At 63.7% G+C, this 19,010-nt stretch carries 18 protein-coding genes; 10 read left to right on the top strand and 8 right to left on the bottom strand.

The features are described 5' to 3' along the window. Positions 1-27 precede the first annotated feature (27 nt). The 8 genes from ACN9MW_RS29220 to ACN9MW_RS29185 all read left to right on the top strand — a co-directional run bounded on the left by ACN9MW_RS29220 (position 28) and on the right by ACN9MW_RS29185 (position 8,065). The gene (locus tag ACN9MW_RS29220; RefSeq protein ID WP_426165532.1) at positions 28-780 is read left to right on the top strand and encodes a hypothetical protein; all 753 of its coding nucleotides are present in this window, start codon (positions 28-30) and stop codon (positions 778-780) included. 83 nt (positions 781-863) lie between these two features. Next, positions 864-1,262, top strand: a complete 399-nt coding sequence (locus ACN9MW_RS29215) for a VOC family protein (protein WP_426165530.1) — start codon at positions 864-866, stop codon at positions 1,260-1,262. Between the two features lie 131 nt (positions 1,263-1,393). After that, positions 1,394-2,446 (top strand): ferrochelatase, encoded by a 1,053-nt coding sequence (gene hemH, locus ACN9MW_RS29210; protein WP_426165528.1) that lies wholly within the window; start codon positions 1,394-1,396, stop codon positions 2,444-2,446. 388 nt (positions 2,447-2,834) lie between these two features. Then, positions 2,835-3,380 (top strand): nucleotide exchange factor GrpE, encoded by a 546-nt coding sequence (gene grpE, locus ACN9MW_RS29205; protein WP_426165526.1) that lies wholly within the window; start codon positions 2,835-2,837, stop codon positions 3,378-3,380. 70 nt (positions 3,381-3,450) lie between these two features. Continuing rightward, entirely contained in the window at positions 3,451-5,388 is a 1,938-nt protein-coding gene (gene dnaK, locus ACN9MW_RS29200) for a molecular chaperone DnaK (protein WP_426165524.1), read from the top strand. Positions 5,389-5,473: 85 nt separating this feature from the next. Next, positions 5,474-6,592 carry a molecular chaperone DnaJ gene (gene dnaJ, locus ACN9MW_RS29195; protein WP_426165522.1) on the top strand — a complete coding sequence of 373 codons (1,119 nt, stop codon included), beginning with the start codon at positions 5,474-5,476 and terminating at the stop codon, positions 6,590-6,592. A gap of 5 nt (positions 6,593-6,597) precedes the next feature. Continuing rightward, positions 6,598-7,254, top strand: coding sequence for a carbonic anhydrase (locus ACN9MW_RS29190; RefSeq protein ID WP_426165520.1), 657 nt, complete (start codon positions 6,598-6,600; stop codon positions 7,252-7,254). Positions 7,255-7,285: 31 nt separating this feature from the next. Beyond that, on the top strand, positions 7,286-8,065 hold the full coding sequence (locus ACN9MW_RS29185; RefSeq protein WP_426165518.1) for a tetratricopeptide repeat protein: 780 nt from the start codon (positions 7,286-7,288) through the stop codon (positions 8,063-8,065). Here the strand turns inward: ACN9MW_RS29185 and ACN9MW_RS29180 are convergent. Next, entirely contained in the window at positions 8,022-8,960 is a 939-nt protein-coding gene (locus ACN9MW_RS29180; protein WP_426165516.1) for an alpha/beta fold hydrolase, read from the bottom strand. The genes ACN9MW_RS29185 and ACN9MW_RS29180 overlap by 44 nt on opposite strands. 68 nt (positions 8,961-9,028) lie before the next feature. Between ACN9MW_RS29180 and ACN9MW_RS29175 the strand changes: the two genes are divergently transcribed. Both ACN9MW_RS29175 and ACN9MW_RS29170 read left to right on the top strand, forming a co-directional pair. Beyond that, the gene (locus ACN9MW_RS29175; protein WP_426165514.1) at positions 9,029-10,486 is read left to right on the top strand and encodes a flavin-containing monooxygenase; all 1,458 of its coding nucleotides are present in this window, start codon (positions 9,029-9,031) and stop codon (positions 10,484-10,486) included. Between the two features lie 20 nt (positions 10,487-10,506). Next, positions 10,507-11,574 carry a LacI family DNA-binding transcriptional regulator gene (locus tag ACN9MW_RS29170; RefSeq protein ID WP_426165512.1) on the top strand — a complete coding sequence of 356 codons (1,068 nt, stop codon included), beginning with the start codon at positions 10,507-10,509 and terminating at the stop codon, positions 11,572-11,574. Here the strand turns inward: ACN9MW_RS29170 and ACN9MW_RS29165 are convergent. The 7 genes from ACN9MW_RS29165 to kduD are packed head-to-tail and all read right to left on the bottom strand — an operon-like array spanning position 11,565 to position 19,007. Continuing rightward, positions 11,565-12,767: a glycoside hydrolase family 88 protein gene (locus ACN9MW_RS29165; RefSeq protein ID WP_426165510.1), complete on the bottom strand. Its 1,203-nt coding sequence runs from the start codon at positions 12,765-12,767 to the stop codon at positions 11,565-11,567. The two genes, ACN9MW_RS29170 and ACN9MW_RS29165, sit on opposite strands and share 10 nt — an antisense overlap. Beyond that, the gene (locus tag ACN9MW_RS29160) at positions 12,764-14,008 is read right to left on the bottom strand and encodes an oligosaccharide MFS transporter (RefSeq protein WP_426165508.1); all 1,245 of its coding nucleotides are present in this window, start codon (positions 14,006-14,008) and stop codon (positions 12,764-12,766) included. Before ACN9MW_RS29160 ends, ACN9MW_RS29165 begins: the two co-directional genes overlap by 4 nt. A 4-nt stretch (positions 14,009-14,012) precedes the next feature. After that, complete coding sequence (locus ACN9MW_RS29155; protein ID WP_426165506.1) at positions 14,013-14,978, bottom strand: carbohydrate kinase family protein; 966 nt, start codon at positions 14,976-14,978, stop codon at positions 14,013-14,015. Then, on the bottom strand, positions 14,975-16,198 hold the full coding sequence (locus ACN9MW_RS29150; RefSeq protein WP_426165504.1) for an AGE family epimerase/isomerase: 1,224 nt from the start codon (positions 16,196-16,198) through the stop codon (positions 14,975-14,977). The genes ACN9MW_RS29155 and ACN9MW_RS29150 overlap by 4 nt, the downstream gene beginning before the upstream one ends. Further along, positions 16,188-17,258 carry a hypothetical protein gene (locus ACN9MW_RS29145; RefSeq protein WP_426165502.1) on the bottom strand — a complete coding sequence of 357 codons (1,071 nt, stop codon included), beginning with the start codon at positions 17,256-17,258 and terminating at the stop codon, positions 16,188-16,190. The genes ACN9MW_RS29150 and ACN9MW_RS29145 overlap by 11 nt, the downstream gene beginning before the upstream one ends. Then, positions 17,245-18,264 (bottom strand): sugar kinase, encoded by a 1,020-nt coding sequence (locus ACN9MW_RS29140; protein ID WP_426165500.1) that lies wholly within the window; start codon positions 18,262-18,264, stop codon positions 17,245-17,247. Before ACN9MW_RS29140 ends, ACN9MW_RS29145 begins: the two co-directional genes overlap by 14 nt. Continuing rightward, positions 18,249-19,007 (bottom strand): 2-dehydro-3-deoxy-D-gluconate 5-dehydrogenase KduD, encoded by a 759-nt coding sequence (gene kduD, locus ACN9MW_RS29135; protein WP_426165498.1) that lies wholly within the window; start codon positions 19,005-19,007, stop codon positions 18,249-18,251. The genes ACN9MW_RS29140 and kduD overlap by 16 nt, the downstream gene beginning before the upstream one ends. Between the last annotated feature and the right edge of the window lie 3 nt (positions 19,008-19,010).

Genomic DNA, 19,010 nt, shown 5'->3' with positions numbered 1-19,010 from the left:
ATGTCCTCCTACAGCTGCGTAGTACCCGTGAATTGGAAACTGCTGTGGGAGGAGGTAATTCCCAACTGGTTGTCCCTTCTATCCAATGCAGCGACGCCGGCTGAGTTTTACGCGCGTTACGTGCCTGCCGGCGATATGTATGGGGATTTGCTTGAAGATCATTACTTTGCGCCCGCCAAGTACTTACGCCTGTTCGACATACCCCTGCATCCGCCGTACTGTCGCGCCAAGTTCCACGAGACTGCCGATTGTCGGGGGTATTGCCAAGCTCCGGATTCCATCTCATATCTGCTTGAAGTTGCGATCAAACAGTCTGCGTCAGTTAATTTAATTGGTGACGATCCGTATGCAGGAAGTTATTTCGCGAGCACAGACGGCGGCTCCGTGAAAATTCAGGTCGCGGGAACGAAGAACCAGTACAGATTCCTCGAAGCAGCCTTCGAAGTTAACTGGAATGCGGAGACGAAGCACTACGAATACTCGCGCCGCAGTAAAGGCACGTCCGCGCAACTCCAGGAACTTTTTGAGTCGCTGTTCCTTTTTCAGCGAGTCATTCCTGGGACTTGGTTTCCGTCCGAATCGCCGATTTGGCCAGGGTACGACGACCTTTCATTTGCTGGCTACCTTTCACCGATTGAGGTGGAGTGCCTGTGGACGGAAATGATGCATTGGGAAGGCTGTAGCACGGTTGAGTATGACCTGTACCCCTTATTCGTAGATCGCGTCAAGCGTGCGGCGACATCCGGGCTCGGACTGCTGACAATCCATGCGGGACTCTGAATCACCCTTGTCGAATTCACTTGCCGTCATTCGTCGTAGAGAGGTATCACCTTTTACCTCATCCAAATTTTCTTGGAGGCGCTATGAACAAATCGGTCATCTTTAACTTGCCAGTCAAGGACCTGGACAAATCCAGGGCCTTCTTTTCCGCCCTCGGTTTCAGTCTCAAGCCACAATTCAGCAACGAGAACGCGGCCTTTATTACCATCGTCGAGGGCGCGATTGATGTCATGCTGACGACAGAAGCGTTCTTCAAGTCGCTCATCAACAAACCCGTTGTGCATGCCAAAGAAGCCAACGAGGTGGTGATTTGCCTGAATTGCGAGAGCCGGGAAGAAGTCGACAGCCTGATTGCCAAAGCCCTTGCCGCAGGTGCTCGCATACCACATCCGCCCGAGGACCATGGCTTCATGTACGACCAGGGCTTCGAGGATCTCGATGGCCATTTGTGGAACCTGGTCTGGATGGCGCCTCAGGAATAAGTCATTGACTTGTAGACTCCTTTAGACGCTTGGGGGAAAGTTTCAGACTGCTGTAGACAGCTTGCTTATTCATGGGCCCAGAGTTACCGGGTTTATAATGGCGCGCCCACGAATAACAAAAAGTACCCAAGATGCCGTTCGCCAAAGAACCCCAACTCGCACAAGGCACCGTGTCCAGGACCGCCGTGGTACTGGTCAACCTCGGTACTCCCGACGAACCGACACCTGGCGCGGTGCGCCGCTATCTGAAGGAATTCCTTTCCGACCCGCGTGTCGTTGAAATCCCGAAGGCGGTCTGGTGGTTCATCCTGAACGGCATCATCCTGCCTTTCCGCTCCAGGCAGTCAGCCGAAAAATATGCCTCGATCTGGACCAGCGACGGCTCGCCGCTGAAATACCACACGCAAGCACAAGCCAAGCTGCTGCGCGGCCTGCTCGGCGAGCGCGGCCACAATGACGTGACAGTGGCGATGGCCATGCGCTACGGCTCGCCATCCCTGCCTGAGGTGCTGGGCAAGCTGAAAGCCGACGGCCACGACCGCATCCTGATCCTGCCGGCCTACCCGCAATACTCCGGCACCACCACTGCCTCGGTCAGCGACGCCGTGTTCGACCACTATAAGAAGGTGCGCAATATTCCCGAGCTACGGTTCGTGCGCGACTACCACGACCACGACGGCTATATCGATGCGCTGAAAAAGACCGTGCTGGCGCATTGGGAAACCAATGGCCGCGGCGAAAAGCTCATCATGAGCTTCCACGGCGTGCCAAAACGCACCGTCGACCTGGGCGACACCTACCAGCGCGAATGCATGGAAACCGCCCGCCTGCTGGCCGACAAGCTGCGCCTGAACGAAAACCAGTACCTGGTCACCTTCCAGTCCCGCTTCGGCAAGGCCGAATGGCTGCAGCCTTACACCGCGCCGACTGTGGCGCAATTGGCAAAAGACGGGGTGCGCAAGCTGGATGTAATTTGTCCAGGCTTTACCAGCGACTGCCTGGAAACCCTGGAAGAAATTGCAATGGAAGTGCGCCACGACTTCCTGTCCAATGGCGGCAAGGAGTTCAACTATATCCCTTGCCTGAACAGCCACCCCGCATGGATCGCTGCCCTGACTGAGGTTGCCGAGCAACACATGATCGGCTGGCCGACCATGTCGTCCATGCGCAAGCTGCGCCGCTAGCCAGTTGTTAGCACTTGCGGGTGGTGAGTGCTAACCTGCTAAAATAACTGGTTAGGGGAAGAGTTCGCTGAAGACGATCACCGCTGTAGCAAGGAAGCTCCACGCGATGATCGACGCTGTAATGAATGGCAACTTCATGATGCGCTCCGAGGGGACGCAGTGTCCAGGCACCGCATAGATTCATCTTAGTCAAAACCCTCGGTTTACGTATCTGCGAGCTTTGTAAAATTTGTAACTCTACTGTTACAACAACAGTCCCACCGGCGTGCGCCGGGCCTTTGCACTGGGGCGCAGAATACCCCTTGAAAAGATAGGGGCAAGCCCCATTTTTTGCACGTGCAACAAGCATTAGATGTCAGATAAACACGATTTTGTAGGAGTCTTTTAGATGCAAGACCAGGAAAACCAGCCAAGCCAGAACCCGGAAGTGGAACAGGCAGAAGAGCAAACGACTCCAGTTGAAGCCCCTGCGATGTCCGACCTGGAAGCGCAGCTGTCCGCGACCGAGGCGAAACTGGCCGAAATGCATGATGCCTTCATGCGTGCCAAGGCCGAAGGCGAAAACATTCGCCGCCGCGCCCAGGAAGACGTTGCCAAGGCCCACAAATTTGCTGTTGAAAGCTTCGCCGAAGCCATGGTGCCGGTGAAAGACAGCCTGGAAATGGCGCTCAAGGTCGAAAATCCGACCCTGGAATCGCTGAAAGAAGGCGTCGAAATGACCCTGAAGCAGCTGAATTCCGCCTTTGAGCGCAACCGCCTGATCGAAGTGATGCCTGCAGCTGGCGACAAGCTGGACCCGAACAAGCACCAGGCCGTCGCCATGGTGCCTGCCGAGCAGGAAGCGAACACCGTTGTCGCCGTGCTGCAAAAGGGTTACATGATTGCGGACCGTTTGCTGCGCCCCGCCATCGTGACGGCTGCCCAGCCAAAGTAAGCACTTGAAAAGAAACACAAATTCCACATATAAGAAGTAATCAAACTTAGTACACAAGGAAGAACAAATCATGGGCAAAATCATCGGTATTGACCTGGGCACCACCAATTCCTGCGTCGCCATCATGGAAAATGGCTCGCCGAAGGTCATCGAGAATGCAGAAGGCGCGCGTACCACCCCTTCGATCATCGCCTACCAAGACGACGGCGAAATCCTGGTTGGCGCACCTGCCAAGCGCCAGGCCGTCACCAACCCAAAAAACACCCTGTTCGCGGTGAAGCGCCTGATCGGCCGTAAGTTCCAGGAGAAGGAAGTCCAGAAGGACATCTCCCTGATGCCTTACGAAATCACCAAGGCCGACAACGGCGACGCCTGGATCGGCGTGCGCGACAAGAAACTGGCTCCTCCTCAGATTTCCGCAGAAGTGCTGCGCAAGATGAAGAAGACCGCTGAAGACTACCTGGGCGAAGAAGTGACCGAAGCGGTCATCACCGTGCCTGCCTACTTCAACGACTCGCAGCGCCAGGCAACCAAGGACGCCGGCCGTATCGCCGGCCTGGACGTCAAGCGTATCATCAACGAACCTACCGCAGCCGCACTGGCTTTCGGCCTGGACAAGACCGACAAGGGCGACCGCAAGATCGCCGTGTATGACCTGGGTGGCGGTACCTTCGACATCTCGATCATCGAAATCGCCGACGTGGACGGCGAGAAGCAGTTCGAAGTGCTGTCGACCAACGGCGACACCTTCCTGGGCGGCGAAGACTTCGACCAGCGCGTGATCGACTACATCATCGAAGAATTCAAGAAGATCAACGGCCTGGACCTGAAAAAGGATCCAATCGCCCTGCAGCGTATCAAGGCATCGGCCGAGCGCGCGAAGATCGAACTGTCTTCCTCGCAGCAGACCGAAATCAACGAGCCTTACATCGCCATGGCGAACGGCGCTCCAGTCCACCTGAACCTGAAGATGACCCGCGCCAAGCTGGAGTCCCTGGTGGAGGAACTGATCACCGCCACCATCGAGCCTTGCCGCACCGCGATCAAGGACGCCGGCGTGAAAGTGTCCGACATCGACGACATCATCCTGGTCGGCGGCATGACCCGTATGCCTAAGGTGCAGGAAAAAGTGAAAGAGTTCTTCGGCAAGGACCCACGCAAGGACGTGAACCCTGACGAAGCAGTGGCTGTTGGCGCCGCGATCCAGGGTGCAGTCCTGTCGGGCGACCGCAAGGACCTGCTGCTGCTGGACGTGACCCCGCTGTCCCTGGGTATCGAAACCCTGGGCGGCGTGATGACCAAGATGATCCACAAGAACACCACGATTCCTACCAAGTTCTCGCAAGTGTTCTCGACCGCCGACGACAACCAGCCGGCCGTGACCATCAAGGTGTACCAGGGCGAGCGTGAAATCGCAGCGGGCAACAAGGGCCTGGGCGAATTCAACCTGGAAGGCATCCCGCCGGCAGCACGCGGCACCCCGCAGATTGAAGTGACCTTCGACATCGACGCCAACGGCATCCTGCACGTGGGCGCGAAAGACAAGGCCACCGGCAAGGAAAACAAGATCACCATCAAGGCGAACTCCGGCCTGTCCGAAGAGGAAATCCAGAAGATGGTGAAGGACGCCGAGCTGAACGCGGAAGAAGACAAGAAGCTGAAGGAACTGGCCGAGTCCCGCAACCAGGCCGACGCGCTGGTGCACTCGACCAAGAAGTCCCTGACCGAGTACGGCGACAAGCTGGAAGCCGGCGAGAAAGAGAAGATCGAAGCTGCAATCACCGCCCTGGAAGCCTCCATCAAGGATGGCGACAAGGCAGCGATCGACGCCAAGGTGGCAGCGCTGTCCGAAGCTTCGCAGAAGCTGGGCGAGAAGATGTACGCTGACATGCAGGCGCAGCAAGGCGCAGCCGGTGCCGAAGCTGGTGCCGGTGCACAGGCTGAATCCAAGCCAGCCCAGGACGACGTGGTCGACGCTGACTTCAAGGAAGTCAAAGACAGCAAGTAAGCTTCAAATCCGGTCAACTCTATGACCTGCCGAGCCGAGCATCCAACAGGGGCTCGCTCGGCTTTTTCGCATAAATTGGTACACCATGGCAAAGCGTGATTTTTACGAGATCCTCGGGGTCGCTAAGAACTCGTCCGAAGACGAAATCAAGAAGGCCTATCGCAAACTCGCGATGAAATACCATCCGGACCGCAATCCGGATAACAAAGAGGCCGAAGAGAAGTTCAAGGAGGTCAAAGAGGCCTACGAGATGCTGACCAACCCTGAAAAGCGCGAAGCGTATGACCGTTACGGTCACGCCGGCGTTGACCCGAACATGGGTGCGGGCGGCGGCGGCTTCGGCGGCTTTGGCGACGCCTTCGGCGACATCTTTGGCGATATTTTCGGCGGTGGCCGCAGCCGCCAGTCCGGCCCGCAGGTTTACCGCGGCGCCGACCTGCGCTACAACCTGGAAATCACCCTGGAGCAGGCCGCCCACGGTTTCGACACCACCATCCGCGTGCCGAGCTGGGACAAGTGCGACACCTGCCACGGTTCCGGCGCCAAGCCGGGCACCCAGCCGGTCACCTGCTCCACTTGCGGCGGCCACGGCCAGGTGCGCATGCAGCAGGGCTTCTTCAGCATCCAGCAGACCTGCCCGAAGTGCCACGGCACCGGCAAGATCATTCCTGAACCATGCCCATCGTGCTCCGGCGCGGGCCGCATCAAGCGCAACAAGACGCTGGAAGTGAAGATCCCGGTCGGTATCGACAACGGCATGCGCATCCGCTCCACCGGCAACGGCGAGCCGGGCACCAACGGCGGGCCGCCGGGCGACCTGTATGTGGAAATCCACATCAAGCCGCACCCGGTGTTCCAGCGCGAAGGCGACGACCTGCATTGCGAAATGCCGATCAGCTTCGCCAAGGCGGCGCTGGGCGGCGAAATCGAAGTGCCGACGCTCGATGGTAAAGTATCGTTCACCATTCCGGACGGCACCCAGTCCGGCAAGACCTTCCGCCTCAAGGGCAAGGGCATCAAGGGCGTGCGCTCCGGTTATCCGGGCGACCTGTTCTGCCATGTCGCCGTTGAGACCCCGGTCAAGCTGACCGACAAGCAGAAGGAACTGCTGCGCGAATTCGAGCGTTCCACCACCGAGGGTGGTGCGAAGCATAGCCCACAGACCAAGTCCTTCATGGACAAGGTCAAAGACTTCTTCGAGTGAGAGACATGAGCGACGACGTACTGAAGCACCTGCTGGAAAACAACCGCAAATGGGCCGAGGCCAAATTGGCCAAGGACCCGGACTACTTCCGCGACCTGTCGATGGTGGGACCGGAATACCTGTGGATCGGTTGCTCCGATTCGCGCGTACCGGCAAACGAACTGCTTGGCCTGCCCCCAGGCAAAGTGTTCGTACACCGTAATATCGCCAACGTGGTGGTGCACTCGGACCTGAATTCCCTGTCGGTGCTGCAGTTCTCGATCGAAGTGCTGAAGGTCAAGCACGTGATCATCGTGGGCCACTACGGCTGCAAGGGCGTGCACACCGCCCTGACCGGCGGCCGCGTGGGCCTGGTCGACAACTGGCTGCGCCATGTGCAAGACGTCGCCACTAAGCACGAACGCTACCTGGGCACCGCGCTGAACGATGTCAACAAGCAGAGCGAGCGCCTGTGCGAACTGAACGTGGTGGAACAGGTGGCGAACGTCTGCTCCACAACCATCGTGCAGGACGCCTGGGACCGCGGCCAGGAACTGACCGTGCACGGCTTTGTGTATGGCCTGAAGGACGGCCTGCTGAACGACCTGGGCATGAACATCAGCTCTCCGGCAGACCTGCAGCCTTCCATCGACGCCCGCCTGGCATCCTACGCCAAGCAGTAAACCTGTTAAAAAAGCATGTACACTCCTGTGCATGCTTAAAACCATCACTGCCTTCCTCGCTTCCCTTGGCGCCTCGCGCGCCAGGGCGGCGGGAAATTTCCATCCCCACTCCCAGCTCGCCGTGAAGGCGGGAGATGTGCTCGTCCAGCCGCTGCCGGATGGCCAGGGCTGGAGCTCGCTCAAGGTGTTCGCTGTCGACGGCGCCACCGCCCACTGCCTGACTTACGAAACGAGTATCGGCAAGCCTGCGCTGGCATCGCTGGCACAAGCCGCCGTGCGCATGGCGCATGCGCCGCGCGCCGCGGCTTCACTGGCGGAAGGATGGGAGCTGGCCGGCAACCAGCCCGCCACAGCGCGCGAATTGCAAGGCCTGAAGTATATGGACTTCGAACTCTATGTCCGCCTGACCGGGCAGGATGTCGACACGATCATGCGCACTGCCACCGAGCATTTCGAACGCGCCGGAATGCACGCCGCCGAAGGCCGCCGCATCGACGCCATCAACGAATATGGCAAGGCAATCGAACTGTATCCCGCCTACACCGACGCGCTGGGCAAGCGGGCCTTCGCCTTCATGGAATTGGGCCTGCACCAGCAAGCCTTGCGCGACCTGGACGAATCGATCTACCTCAATCCAGAAGGCATGGCAGCCTTCTTCGCCAAGGGGGAATGCTTGCTCAAACTGGGTCACCTTGACGAGGCCGAGGCCATCTTCACCGAAGGCCAGGAACTCTTCCCCGAGCACGCCTCCCAGTTCAACGAGTTCCTCAAGCGCACCCGCGCTTTTGCGCTGACTGGTCGTCCCGCCTAGTTGCCAATTCACGCTGGAATTCAAGGAAATCGTACGCCGCACGGCGCGTCGCTTCCAGCATCGGCAGGTGACCGACGCCCTCCATCATGGTCAGCCGGGCGTTCGGCATTAGTGCCTTTGTTGCGGCGGCGCCTTCGGGGCTGAGGATGCGGTCTTCGGTGCCCCACACGATCAGAGCAGGCGTTTCAATTGTGCCGCGCAACGTCGGCGAGTCGACCAGTTCGCGCATGATGGCGCAGTGCAGCCCGTAATCCGCCACAGCACGTCGCGCCAGCATGTGCTTCAGCGAGTAGGGGAAGAACGGCGGTTTGGCCATGCAGCTCGCCATCAGCGTGTCGAAGTCGCGCGGGCCGGACACCAGCAGCGGCATTGCGCCACTGGCCAGATAAGTTCGGAAAGTGGGGTTGTCGTACGCAGCTTCCGTACCGGCGGGCGCCAGCAGCCAGAGGCTCGCCACCTGCTCAGGGTAGCGCGCCGCGTATTCGGCGGCGATAAAGCCGCCCATCGAATTACCGCCCATGTGGAAGCGCTGCACGCCCAGTTCGGCCATGAAGGCGCGAAGATTCTCGACTTGCGTTGCCATGTCGTGCCTCGCGCCGGGATCGCGGCGCGCATCGCCGAAGCCCGGCAGGTCGGGAATGATGACGCGGTAGTGGGGAGCGAGGAAGCGCGCGATGCGGGTGAAGTTGTCCTTGTCGCCGGCAAAGCCGTGCACCAGCAGCAGTACTTCCGTGCCGGCGCGGCTGTCGAGGTAGGGCAGGGAAGCACGCCGCAGCGTGAGACCGGAACGCTTGCGCTCCAGTGCCAGCGAGGCCCGCGCCACGGGTCCTGGCAGCAGCCGGTCCGCCGCCGCCAGCGCCAGCACCGCGCCGCCTAACGCGTAAAAGAAGAACATCCCCGCCTCCGTATTGACTTGTTATTAATGCAAAATTATAGTCTGCCAAACCATCCAGGGGGGCGGCAATGGACTATGACGTTGTGATCGTGGGCAGCGGCTTTGGCGGCATATGCAGCGCAATCAAGCTGAAGGAAGCAGGCATCGACAACTTCGTCATGCTGGAAAAGGATGAAGTGTTCGGCGGCACCTGGCGCGTCAACACCTATCCCGGCGCAGCCTGCGATATTCCCAGCCACCTGTACTCGTTTTCCTTTGCGCAGAACGCGCACTGGAGCCGCCTGTTCCCGCGCCAGGACGAACTGCTCGAATACACCTTGCGCGTCGTGCGCGAATTCGACCTGGAGCGGCACCTGCGCCTCGGCACTGCGCTGCGTTCGGCGCAGTTCGATGAGGCCACGGGCACTTGGCGCATCGCCACCAGCAAAGGCGACATGACCGCCCGCACGGTGATCTTCGCCATCGGCCTGCTGGGACGCCCAAGCGTGCCGCACTTTCCAGGCATCGAGCGTTTCCGCGGCCAGGCCTTCCATTCCGCGCAATGGGACCACAGCATCGACTTGCGCGGCAAGCGCGTGGCCGTGATCGGCAGCGGCGCCAGCGCGGTGCAGTTCGTGCCGGAGATACAGCCGCTGGTGCGGCAGCTGGACCACTTCCAGCGTACGGCACACTGGGTGCTGCCGCGCCCCGACCGTGCCGTCACCCGCGTCGAGCGATGGCTGCTCGATCGCGTGCGCCCGCTGCAGCTGCTGTTCCGCGCCAAGCACTATGTGCAGTTCGAATCGCGTGTCGTGCTATTCATTTTCCTGCCCGCGCTGGCCAAGCTCATGCAATGGCAGGCCATGCGCCACCTGAAGCAGCAGGTTGCCGATCCGCAGCTGCGCGCCAAGCTGGCGCCGGAGTACACGCTGGGCTGCAAGCGCGTGCTGCTGACCAACGATTACTATCCCGCGCTGGCGCAGCCCAACGTCGCCGTGCTGAAAGACGGCATCCGCGAAGTGCGTGAGCACAGCATCGTCACCGGCAGCGGTGAGGAGCGCCCGGTCGATGTGATCATCTACGCCACCGGTTTCGACGTCGAACATGCCTACGGCCCGATCGAACTGCGCGGGCGCGGCGGCCGCAGTTTCGGCCAGGCGCTGGAGGATGGCGCAGGCGCTTACAAAGGCGCCACTGTGGCAGGGTTTCCGAACTTCTTCATGATCACCGGGCCGAATACCCTGCTGGGCCACAATTCAATGCTCTACATGATCGAATCCGGCGTGCGCTACGCCGCGGATGGCGTGCGGCGCGTGCTGCGCGATGGCCTGCACTCGGTCGAGGTGAAGCCGGAGGTGCAGGGCGCCTACAACCGCCGGCTGCAGCAAAAGCTCAAGGGCACCGTATGGCATACGGGCTGCAAGAGCTGGTACCTCGATTCGCGCGGTCGCAATCTGGTGATCTGGCCTGGCTTCACCTTCCATTACCGCCATATCACCAGGCGCTTCGATATCGGCAGCTACATCGTGCGCCGTTCGATGCGATAATCAGTCGGGTTGAAGCAGGCATGGACAAAATGGACGATGTAAGCAAACAGGCGCGCGCCACTGGCGGCGCCACCGTATATGACGTGGCACGCGCGGCCGGGGTGTCGGCCATGACGGTTTCGCGCGTCATCAACGGCAATTCCCATGTCAGCGAGGCCACGCGCGACAAGGTGCTGGCCGCCATCGCCTCGCTCAAATACCAGGTGAACCATGCGGCACGCGCGGCCCGCATCGGTACGCTGCGCGTTGGCCTGCTGTACAGCAATCCCAGCGCCGCCTTCCTGAGCGCCCTGCTGGTCGGCGCGATGGACCAGTGCGGCCAGAATGGCGCCCAGTTGCTGCTGGAACGCTGCGACGGCCTGTCCAGCCAGCGCAAGGCTATCGAAAGGCTGATCGCCGAAGGCGCCGACGGCATCCTGGTGCCGCCGCCCCTGTGCGACGCCGAAGAGGCGCTGCGCCAGCTCGATGAAATCGGCATCCCGACGGTGGCAGTAGCCACTGCGCGCCCGCTGACCGGCGTGGCAGCGGTGCGCATCGACGACTACGAAGGCGCTCGCACCATGACGCGCTACCTGCTGTCGCTGGGCCACAAGAACATCGCCTTCATCAAGGGCGACCCTGAGCACACCCCGGCCCAACTGCGCTACCAGGCCTTCATGGACACAATGGAGGAAGCCGGCCTGGCGGTGCCGCCGCAGCGCGTGGCGCAGGGCCTGTTCACCTACCGCTCCGGCTTGACTGCGGCACGCAGCCTGCTGGCGCAGGAGCCGCGGCCGACAGCCATCTTCGCCAGCAACGACGACATGGCGGCCGCCGTGATCGCCGTGGCCCACGGCATGCACCTGCAGGTGCCGGAAGACCTGACGGTGTGCGGTTTCGACGATACGCCGGTGGCCACCACCGTCTGGCCGGAACTGACCACCATCCACCAGCCGATCGGCGACATGGCGCGCCTGGCGGTCGACCTGCTGGTCGACCAGGTGCGCAGCCGCCGCGCGGGCGAGTCGCGCCACGTGCCGCATCGCCTGCTGCCGTACACCCTCGTTACGCGCGAATCCTCGGCCGGCAGCCCGGCTCCTTACCAGTAAGGCCGCCAGTTGCGCTGCAGCCTGGTGAGCGCCTCCAGGTAGAAGTAATCGCCCCAGATGCAGCATTCGTCCACGCCGATGCCTTGCGGCTTGTGGTACACCGCATGCTGCAGCAGGCCGCTGCCCGGCGCCGTATCCCGGACCAGGTAGCTGGCCGACAGTTCCTGCACGATGCCGATGGCGGCGCGCCGGTAGGCCGGGCGCAGCGGGTCGTCGGCCGCCAGGCTCGCCTCCAGCTCCAGCAGGCCGCAGGCAGCGATGGCCGCAGCAGAACTGTCGCGCTCTTCGCTGCCGGAAGTGAACACCAGGTCCCAGTAGCAGATGCCGTCTGCGGGCAACCGGTTCAGGAAGTAGTTGGCCAGCACCTTGGCCAGGTCCAGCAGGCGCGCATTGCCGTTGTAGCGGTACACCAGCGGGAAGCCCGAGATGCCCCAGGCCTGCCCGCGCGCCCAGCACGAATCGTCGGCAAAGCCCTGATGGGTATTGCCCTGCAGCGGACGGCCGCTGGCGGGATCGAAGAAGAAGGTGTGGAAGGTGGAACCATCCGGCCGCACGATATGGCGCGCCGCTGCCTCGATATGGCTGTCGGCGGCGATGCGGAACGCCGCCTCGCCGCTATGCTCGCTGGCCCAGTACAGCAAGGGCAGGTTCAGGTTGCAGTCGATGATCATGCGGCCCTGCTGCGCCGGGTCGCACAGCTCGCCCCAGGCCTGGATGATGCCGGCGTGCGGCAGGTAGCGTTCCAGCAGCAGGCGTGCCGCACCCAGCGCCGCTTCCGCTGCCAGTGGGTCGCCGGTCACGCGATGCGAGGCCACGCAGGAAAGGCTGTACAGGAAGCCCAGGTCGTGGTGGCTGGTGTGCTGGCGCCCGGCTTGGCGCGCATGAAAACTGCGCACCTGGCGTTCGGCGCCGGCGCGGTAATGCGGTGCGCCGGTCAGCTCATAGGCCAGCCACAGCATGCCTGTCCAGAAGCCGTTGGTCCATTCGATATTGCCGATTGCCGGGTATTGCAGGCCGCTGCTCGATGGTGCGGGAAAGTTGTCGCCGAAGTGGCGCAGGTTGCGGTCGATGGACAGCAGGGCCTGGGCGGTGGCGCGCTGCAGCAGCACGCTGTCGATGCTGCCGTCCCAGTGCGGCGGCAGGCGTTCGACGTCCAGCGCTTCCAGGCGCGCGCTGTTCAGGGCTTGGGTCATGCGGTAACTCCTTGGGGCTTGTTGCGTGTGGCGATTTCCGGCGCAGTGGGCGACAGCAGCCATGCCGACAGCAGCAGGAACACCAGGCCCAAAGCTGCCATCAACAGGTAGGTGGCAGGGAAGCCGAGCAGGTCGTAGCCTTTGCCGGCGATCGGCGACAGGATCGCCAGGCCGAGCGAATGGCCGAAGCTGACGCCGACCATGTAGATGGTGGAGGCCAGGCGGTTGTCGAAGTGGCAGGCGATATAGCGGAACACCGACACCACCAGGATCGGCAGCTCCACTGAATGCAGCAGCTTCATCGCCGAGATGCTGAGCGGGCCGACCGCAAGGCCGGAGCCGGCAATGCGCACCAGCATGATGCCGCCGGCCAGCAGCAGGCCGCGCTTGGCGCCGATGCGCTTGACCAGCAGTGGCGACAGGAACAGGCCGCCGGCTTCGATGAAGATCTGCAGCGAATTGAGGTAGCCGAACATGGCGGCGCCGGTTTCCTTGTCGGCGAACAGGCTGGTGAAATAGCTGGGAAACTGCTGGTCGAATACCAGGTACAGGTTGGTGACACCGAGGATGAACACCATGAAGCGCCAGAACTGGCCGTTGCGCAGCAGGGCCAGCGCTTCCGCCAGATGCACCTTGTGCGCCGGCGCCTGCGCGTCCGTTGCGCCGGCGGCGGCATCTGTGCGCCAGAACAGGAGCAGGCCAAGCAGCAGCAGGCCGGCGGCCGAGGCCAGGAAGAAGTTGATGGCCGGGTCGACATTGAACAGGCGGCCGCTCACCAGGGCGGCGCTGGCAAAGCCCAGCGATCCGAACAGCCTTACGCGGCTGTATTCGAAGCCGTGGCGGCGGCCGATGCGGTCCACATACGATTCCAGCGCATAGCTGCCTGCGATGAAGGTTACGCCCAGGTAGGCACCGCCCAGCACCGCGCCGGCCACGATATTTGCCTTCAGCAGCGGGGCGTACACGAAGCTGAAGAACAGGCCGCAAAGGGTGACCAGGCCGGCCACCAGCCACAGAACGTGCTTGCGCATGCCGACCCGGTCGGAGACGAAGCCGTACACCGGCTGCGAGCACATGGCCGCGATGAAGTTGGCGGAAAAGACGATGCCCGCTTCGGTGCCGCTCAATTGCAGGCTGCTGCGCAGCCACAGGGCCAGAAGCGAGATAGCCATCGCCTGCGCAAAGAAGAAGATGAAGACAAAGCTGCACAGGAAGCGGAAATGCGACTGCTGGCTGTTCATGGTGTCATCCTGCCGGGGTAAAAGATTGGGTTGGCCGGTTCGGGGCGCCGGTTTCCTGCACCGCTGTCGCCGCCAGCAGGCCCGCCACCTGCTCCAGCGCGGGCGGCGTGGCGCCTGGCGCGGTGCAGGCTGCGGCGCCGGCAGCGACGGCGAAACGCAGGTGTTCGCCGCCATCGCGCTCGGGATGGCGCAGCAGGCTGTAGACCAGGGCCCCGATGCTTGCGTCGCCGGCGCCGACGGTGTCGGCCACAGTCACGGCGGGCGGCTTGGCATGCCAGCTACTGTCTTTCTTGAGCAGGGTGGCGCCTTGCGCACCCTGGGTGTACAGGATGGTGGCGCCGGGATTGAGCGTGCGCATGGCAGCCAGCGAGGCCGCGCTGTCGTTATGGCGGAACAGTCCGTGCAGGTCTTCGTCGGATACCTTGATCACGTCGGCCAGGGTGGTCATGCGGCGCAGCGTGGCGTCGTAGCGCTGGTCCATCAGGCTGCGGAAATTAGGGTCGTAGCTGATCGACACACCCTGCGCCTTCAGTTCGGCCGCCAGCGCCACCAGCTTGCCGGCCAGCGGTTCGCGCGCCAGGCTGATGCCGCCGAAATGCACCCAGCGTGCAGCGGCCTGCCATCCGGCCGGCAGTTGCGCCGCGTCGAAATGCAGGTCGGCGCTGTCGTCGCCTACGAAGAAATAGCGCGGCGGGTCCAGTTCGTGCACTACGGCCAGCAGCGGCGAGCGGTCCAGCTGCTGCAGGAAGCGGCGATCCAGGCCGGCCGCCTCACTGGCTGTGGCCAGCGCCGCGCCGAATACGTCGCGACTGACGGCACCGGCAAAGGCGCTGGGCATGCCGAGGCGGGCCACCACGCGCGCCACGTTCCAGGTCGAACCGCCCACCTGGCTGGTCCAACCGTGAGGGCCGCTGCGCAGCAGGTCGGTCAGCGCTTCGCCGGCGGCGACGAAGTGGGGCAGTGCGCTCATGGCGCCGCCTCCAGTGCGCCCAGCACTTCATAACAGGCGCCCATGGTGTGGTAATCGGTCTTGCCGGCCGGGCTCTTTTCCGTGCTTTGCTTGACGTTGTCGCGGCTGAGCAAGCGGTACCACGCGCCGTGCTCGTGGTCGACCATGTGGCGCCAGCTGTAGTCCCAGATCCTGTCGTACCAGTCCCAGTAGCTGGTGTCGTCGGTCCGGGCGCCCAGCACTGCTGCTGCGGCCAGGCTTTCCGCCTGCACCCAAAAGTACTTGTCGCCGTCGCAGATTTCGCCATCCGGGCCGAAACCGTAGACGATGCCGCCATGCTGCGTGTCCCAGGCCCGCTCCAGCGCGACCTGGAACAATTGCCTGGCGCGCGGCAGCAGCCAGTCGCCTGGGCCGGCCAGTTGCGGCGCTTCGCGCTCCAGCAGCAACAACAGCTTGGCCCACTCGGTAAAGTGACCCGGCTGGTAGCCCCAGGGGCGGAAGATATTGCTCTTGTCGTGGCGGTTGTAGTCCCAGTCCACCGACCAGTCTTCGCGGTAGTGCTCCCAGATAAAGCCGCCGGCCAGGCCGGCCTGGCGCTGCGTGATATTGCGCGCCACGGTTTCGGCGCGGTGCAGGTAGCGCAGTTCGCCGGTGGCCGAATAAGCCGCCAGCAGCGCCTCGCACGCGTGCATATTGGCGTTCTGGCCGCGATACGGATCGAGCACCGACCAGTCGGCGCTGGCCTGGTCGGCGTACAGGCCGTGCTGCGGCTGCCAGAAGCGGCGCTCCATCAGCGCGAAAGTCTCTTCGATATGGGGCCGCGCTTCCGCCACGCCGGCCATGCTGGCATGGGCATAGGCCAGCAGCACGAAGGCCAGGCCGTAGCAATGGTTGTCGCTGTCGATGATGCGCTTGCGGCCATCCTGCCATTCCAGCTGCCAGGCATAGCCGCCGGTCTGCGGATCGCGCTGCACGTCGCGCAGGAAAGCCAGGCCATGGCGCAGCGCCTGCAGGTATGCGGGGTCGCCGAAGTGGCGGTAGGCCATGGCGTAGTTGAAGATGAAGCGGGTGCTGCTGACCAGGTGGCGCGTGCTGCGGTCGTACACCGTGCCGTCGTCGAGGAAGAAATGATAGAAGCCGCCGCTCGGATCGATGCAGCGCGGATGGTAGAAGCCCATGGTGTGGCGGATATGGGCCAGCAGCATTGGGCGCGAACGGAACGGCACGGGTTTATAAGGCATGGTGGTCGGCGTCTGGATGGGCCGCCTGCTGCCAGGCGGCGATACGGTAACGGGTGTGCCATGGCGTGGCGGGATCGAGCGCAATGCCGGTGCGGTCGGCCAGCGGATGGCCGGGCGGCGCCTTGGCTACGCGGCCCAGGTCGAACAGGCTGTTGACCGGTTCCGCGCCGAGCGCCAGATGGCGGCCCTGCCAGGGAAAACGCTGGCGCCCGCCGTTGCTGACCCACAGCATCAGGTCGGGCAATTGCGCGGTGTCCCACCACAGGCCGACGCAGGCATCGTAATCGAGGTAATGCAGGGCGAACGGCGGCGCGCCTTCCTTGGCGCTTTGCACGGCACGCGCCTGCAGCAATTCTTCAAACACGCCGTGTGCCGGCAATCGCGCCAGGTCGAGCGGGCCGTCGATGCCGGCCAGCGCCGACAGGTCCGCCGAACAGGTGTCGGGCTGCAGCCGCGTCACCGAATCGCTGGCTAGGGCGGGGTAGCTGTGGATGCCGTCGTGGCGGCCCAGCATGACGCGTACGCGCTGCGCCGCCGGCGGCAGTCTGAATGTGGGGTGCAGTCCGAGCGGCAGCCGGGCCGGGCGCCGCGCCCATACCGTCAGCCCGATATCGATGGCCGCCGCGTGCGGGTCGGCGCAGATTTCGCGCTCCACGCGCGCCACTGCGGCGCCGGGCGGAAAGTCGAGCGCCAGCCGTACCCGGCCGGCATCGGCATGCAGGCATTGCCAGCGGTGGTTGGCGGCATAGCCATGATGCCAGCTGTCGTCGGCCGGCTGCACCCGCCAGCCGGGCGGCAGCGCGGGCGGCTGGTCGGCGCGGCCGAAAGGAATGCAGGGCCATTCGCCGCGCAGGCGGCGCAGCACGCCGGGCAGGGCGCTGGCGCGCGTCAGCCCGGACCAGGGCGCCACGTGCATGACGTCCAGCTCGCGTTCATCGTCGAGGCGGAACTGCAGCGGCCCTAGCATGCCGCCCAGGGCCTGGATTTCGGCGCTGCCGTGGGCCCAGCACAGGCGCCACGGGCCGCGCGTGGTGCGCACGAAGTGGTCAGCGCTGGACATCCAGCCTCCCGCCGCGCACGGCCTCCACCTGCGCCACGCTGGCCAGGTTGAAGTCGCCCGCGATGCTGTGCTTGGCGACGGCCGCTGCCAGCGCGAATTCCAGCGCTTCGCTGTCGCTCCAGCCGCTGTGCAAACCATGCAGCATGCCTGCGGCAAATGCGTCGCCGCCGCCGATGCGGTCGACAATGCCGTGCATGGCGTAGCTGCCGGCCTGCAGCGCGCCCTGGCGCGTGTGCAGCGTGGCCGACAGGGTATGCTGGTCGACGCTGTCCTGCGCCCTTTGCGTGGCCGCCAGCCGCTGCAATTGCGGGAAGGCGGCGAAGCAGGCGGCAATGGCTTCCTCGGCGCGTCCTTGCTGCGCCAGCCCAGGTTCGCCGAGCAGCAGGGCGATGTCGCGCGGCCCGGCAAACGCCAGGTCGGCTTGCGCCAGCAGGGTGCGCAGCACGCCGGCGCCGTCGCTGCCGCGCGCGGCCCACAACGAGGCGCGGTAATTGCCGTCGTAGGACACCTGCACGCCGCATGCGCGCGCCGCCGTCATCGCGTCCAGCACGGCTTGCGCCGCCTGTTCGCCGACGGCTGGCGAAACGCCCGACACGTGCAGCCAGGCCGCGCCATCAAGCAGCTCCGCCCAGTCGTAAGCCGCTGGATCGGCCAGCGCAAAAGCGGAGCCGGCGCGGTCGTACACGATTTCGGATGGGCGCATGACGGCGCCCGGCGTGAGGAAATACAGGCCCATGCGGCCCGGCTCGAAACGCAGCCCGTCCACCGCCACGCCGTGCATGCGCAACTGGTCGCGCGCGGCCCAGCCAAGTGCGTTGTCCGGCAGGGTGCTGGCCATGGCAGCCGGCTGGCCGAAGCGCGCCAGCGAGACGGCGACATTGGCTTCCGCCCCGCCTATGCAGGTGTCGAGTTGCGGCGTTTGCAGCAGCAGTTGTCCGGCCGGCGAGGACAGGCGCAGCAGCATTTCGCCAAAGCAGACGATGCGGCCCTTCATCGCGCCAGCCATCCGCCATCGACCGGCAATACGATGCCGTGCACGTAGTCGCTGGCGCGGCTGGCCAGGAATACGGCGGCGCCGGCCAGGTCGCCCGGCTGGCCCCAGCGGCCGGCCGGGATGCGCGCCAGGATCGCCGGCGCGCGCTGCGGGTCGTCGCGCAGCGGCGCGGTGTTATTGGTTTCAAAGTAGCCCGGCGCCAGCGCATTGACGTTGATGCCGCACGCCGCCCATTCGTTGGCCAGGGCGCGTGTCAGGCCGGCGATGGCGCTCTTGCTGGCGGCGTAGGCCGGCACCCGCAAGCCGCCCTGGAAGGACAGCATGGAGGCGATGTTGATGATCTTGCCAGAACCCTGGCCGGCCATATGGCGCGCCGCCGCCTGCGCCAGGAAGAAGGGCGCCTTGAGGTTGGTGTCGACCACGCGGTCCCAGTCCTCTTCGCTCACATCCAGGCTGTCGGCACGCTGGATGGTGCCGGCATTGTTGACCAGGATGTCGAGCCTGCCCTGCCAGGCATAGGCCGCATCGGCCACCTGCCGCATGGCGGCGCCATCGGCGGCAAAATCTGCCTGCAGGAACAGGAAGCGGCGGCCGGTTGCCGCCAAGCGCGCCGCGGTATCGTCGGCGGCGCTGCGGCCGGCAGCCACGATGTCGGCGCCGGCGGCCGCCAGCGCCACGGCAATTGCCTGGCCCAGGCCCGTGTTGGCGCCGGTTACCAGCGCCACCTGGCCGCTCAGGTTGAACAAGTAAGGCATGGC

The organism is Pseudoduganella sp. R-34, from assembly GCF_049904655.1.
Classification (GTDB): Bacteria; Pseudomonadota; Gammaproteobacteria; order Burkholderiales; family Burkholderiaceae_D; genus Rugamonas.
The sequence above is the reverse complement of the archived record's forward strand: the minus strand, read 5'-3'. Positions and strand labels throughout refer to the sequence as shown.

Excerpts from the sequence above, each read along its gene's own strand:
- ACN9MW_RS29215 (WP_426165530.1), top strand. The coding sequence starts at position 864 with ATGAACAAATCGGTCATCTTTAACTTGCCAGTCAAGGACCTGGACAAA.
- hemH (WP_426165528.1), top strand. The coding sequence starts at position 1,394 with ATGCCGTTCGCCAAAGAACCCCAACTCGCACAAGGCACCGTGTCCAGG.
- grpE (WP_426165526.1), top strand. The coding sequence starts at position 2,835 with ATGCAAGACCAGGAAAACCAGCCAAGCCAGAACCCGGAAGTGGAACAG.
- dnaK (WP_426165524.1), top strand. The coding sequence starts at position 3,451 with ATGGGCAAAATCATCGGTATTGACCTGGGCACCACCAATTCCTGCGTC.
- dnaJ (WP_426165522.1), top strand. The coding sequence starts at position 5,474 with ATGGCAAAGCGTGATTTTTACGAGATCCTCGGGGTCGCTAAGAACTCG.
- ACN9MW_RS29190 (WP_426165520.1), top strand. The coding sequence starts at position 6,598 with ATGAGCGACGACGTACTGAAGCACCTGCTGGAAAACAACCGCAAATGG.
- ACN9MW_RS29185 (WP_426165518.1), top strand. The coding sequence starts at position 7,286 with ATGCTTAAAACCATCACTGCCTTCCTCGCTTCCCTTGGCGCCTCGCGC.
- ACN9MW_RS29180 (WP_426165516.1), bottom strand. The coding sequence starts at position 8,960 with ATGTTCTTCTTTTACGCGTTAGGCGGCGCGGTGCTGGCGCTGGCGGCG.
- ACN9MW_RS29175 (WP_426165514.1), top strand. The coding sequence starts at position 9,029 with ATGGACTATGACGTTGTGATCGTGGGCAGCGGCTTTGGCGGCATATGC.
- ACN9MW_RS29170 (WP_426165512.1), top strand. The coding sequence starts at position 10,507 with ATGGACAAAATGGACGATGTAAGCAAACAGGCGCGCGCCACTGGCGGC.
- ACN9MW_RS29165 (WP_426165510.1), bottom strand. The coding sequence starts at position 12,767 with ATGACCCAAGCCCTGAACAGCGCGCGCCTGGAAGCGCTGGACGTCGAA.
- ACN9MW_RS29160 (WP_426165508.1), bottom strand. The coding sequence starts at position 14,008 with ATGAACAGCCAGCAGTCGCATTTCCGCTTCCTGTGCAGCTTTGTCTTC.
- ACN9MW_RS29155 (WP_426165506.1), bottom strand. The coding sequence starts at position 14,978 with ATGAGCGCACTGCCCCACTTCGTCGCCGCCGGCGAAGCGCTGACCGAC.
- ACN9MW_RS29150 (WP_426165504.1), bottom strand. The coding sequence starts at position 16,198 with ATGCCTTATAAACCCGTGCCGTTCCGTTCGCGCCCAATGCTGCTGGCC.
- ACN9MW_RS29145 (WP_426165502.1), bottom strand. The coding sequence starts at position 17,258 with ATGTCCAGCGCTGACCACTTCGTGCGCACCACGCGCGGCCCGTGGCGC.
- ACN9MW_RS29140 (WP_426165500.1), bottom strand. The coding sequence starts at position 18,264 with ATGGCTGGCGCGATGAAGGGCCGCATCGTCTGCTTTGGCGAAATGCTG.
- kduD (WP_426165498.1), bottom strand. The coding sequence starts at position 19,007 with ATGCCTTACTTGTTCAACCTGAGCGGCCAGGTGGCGCTGGTAACCGGC.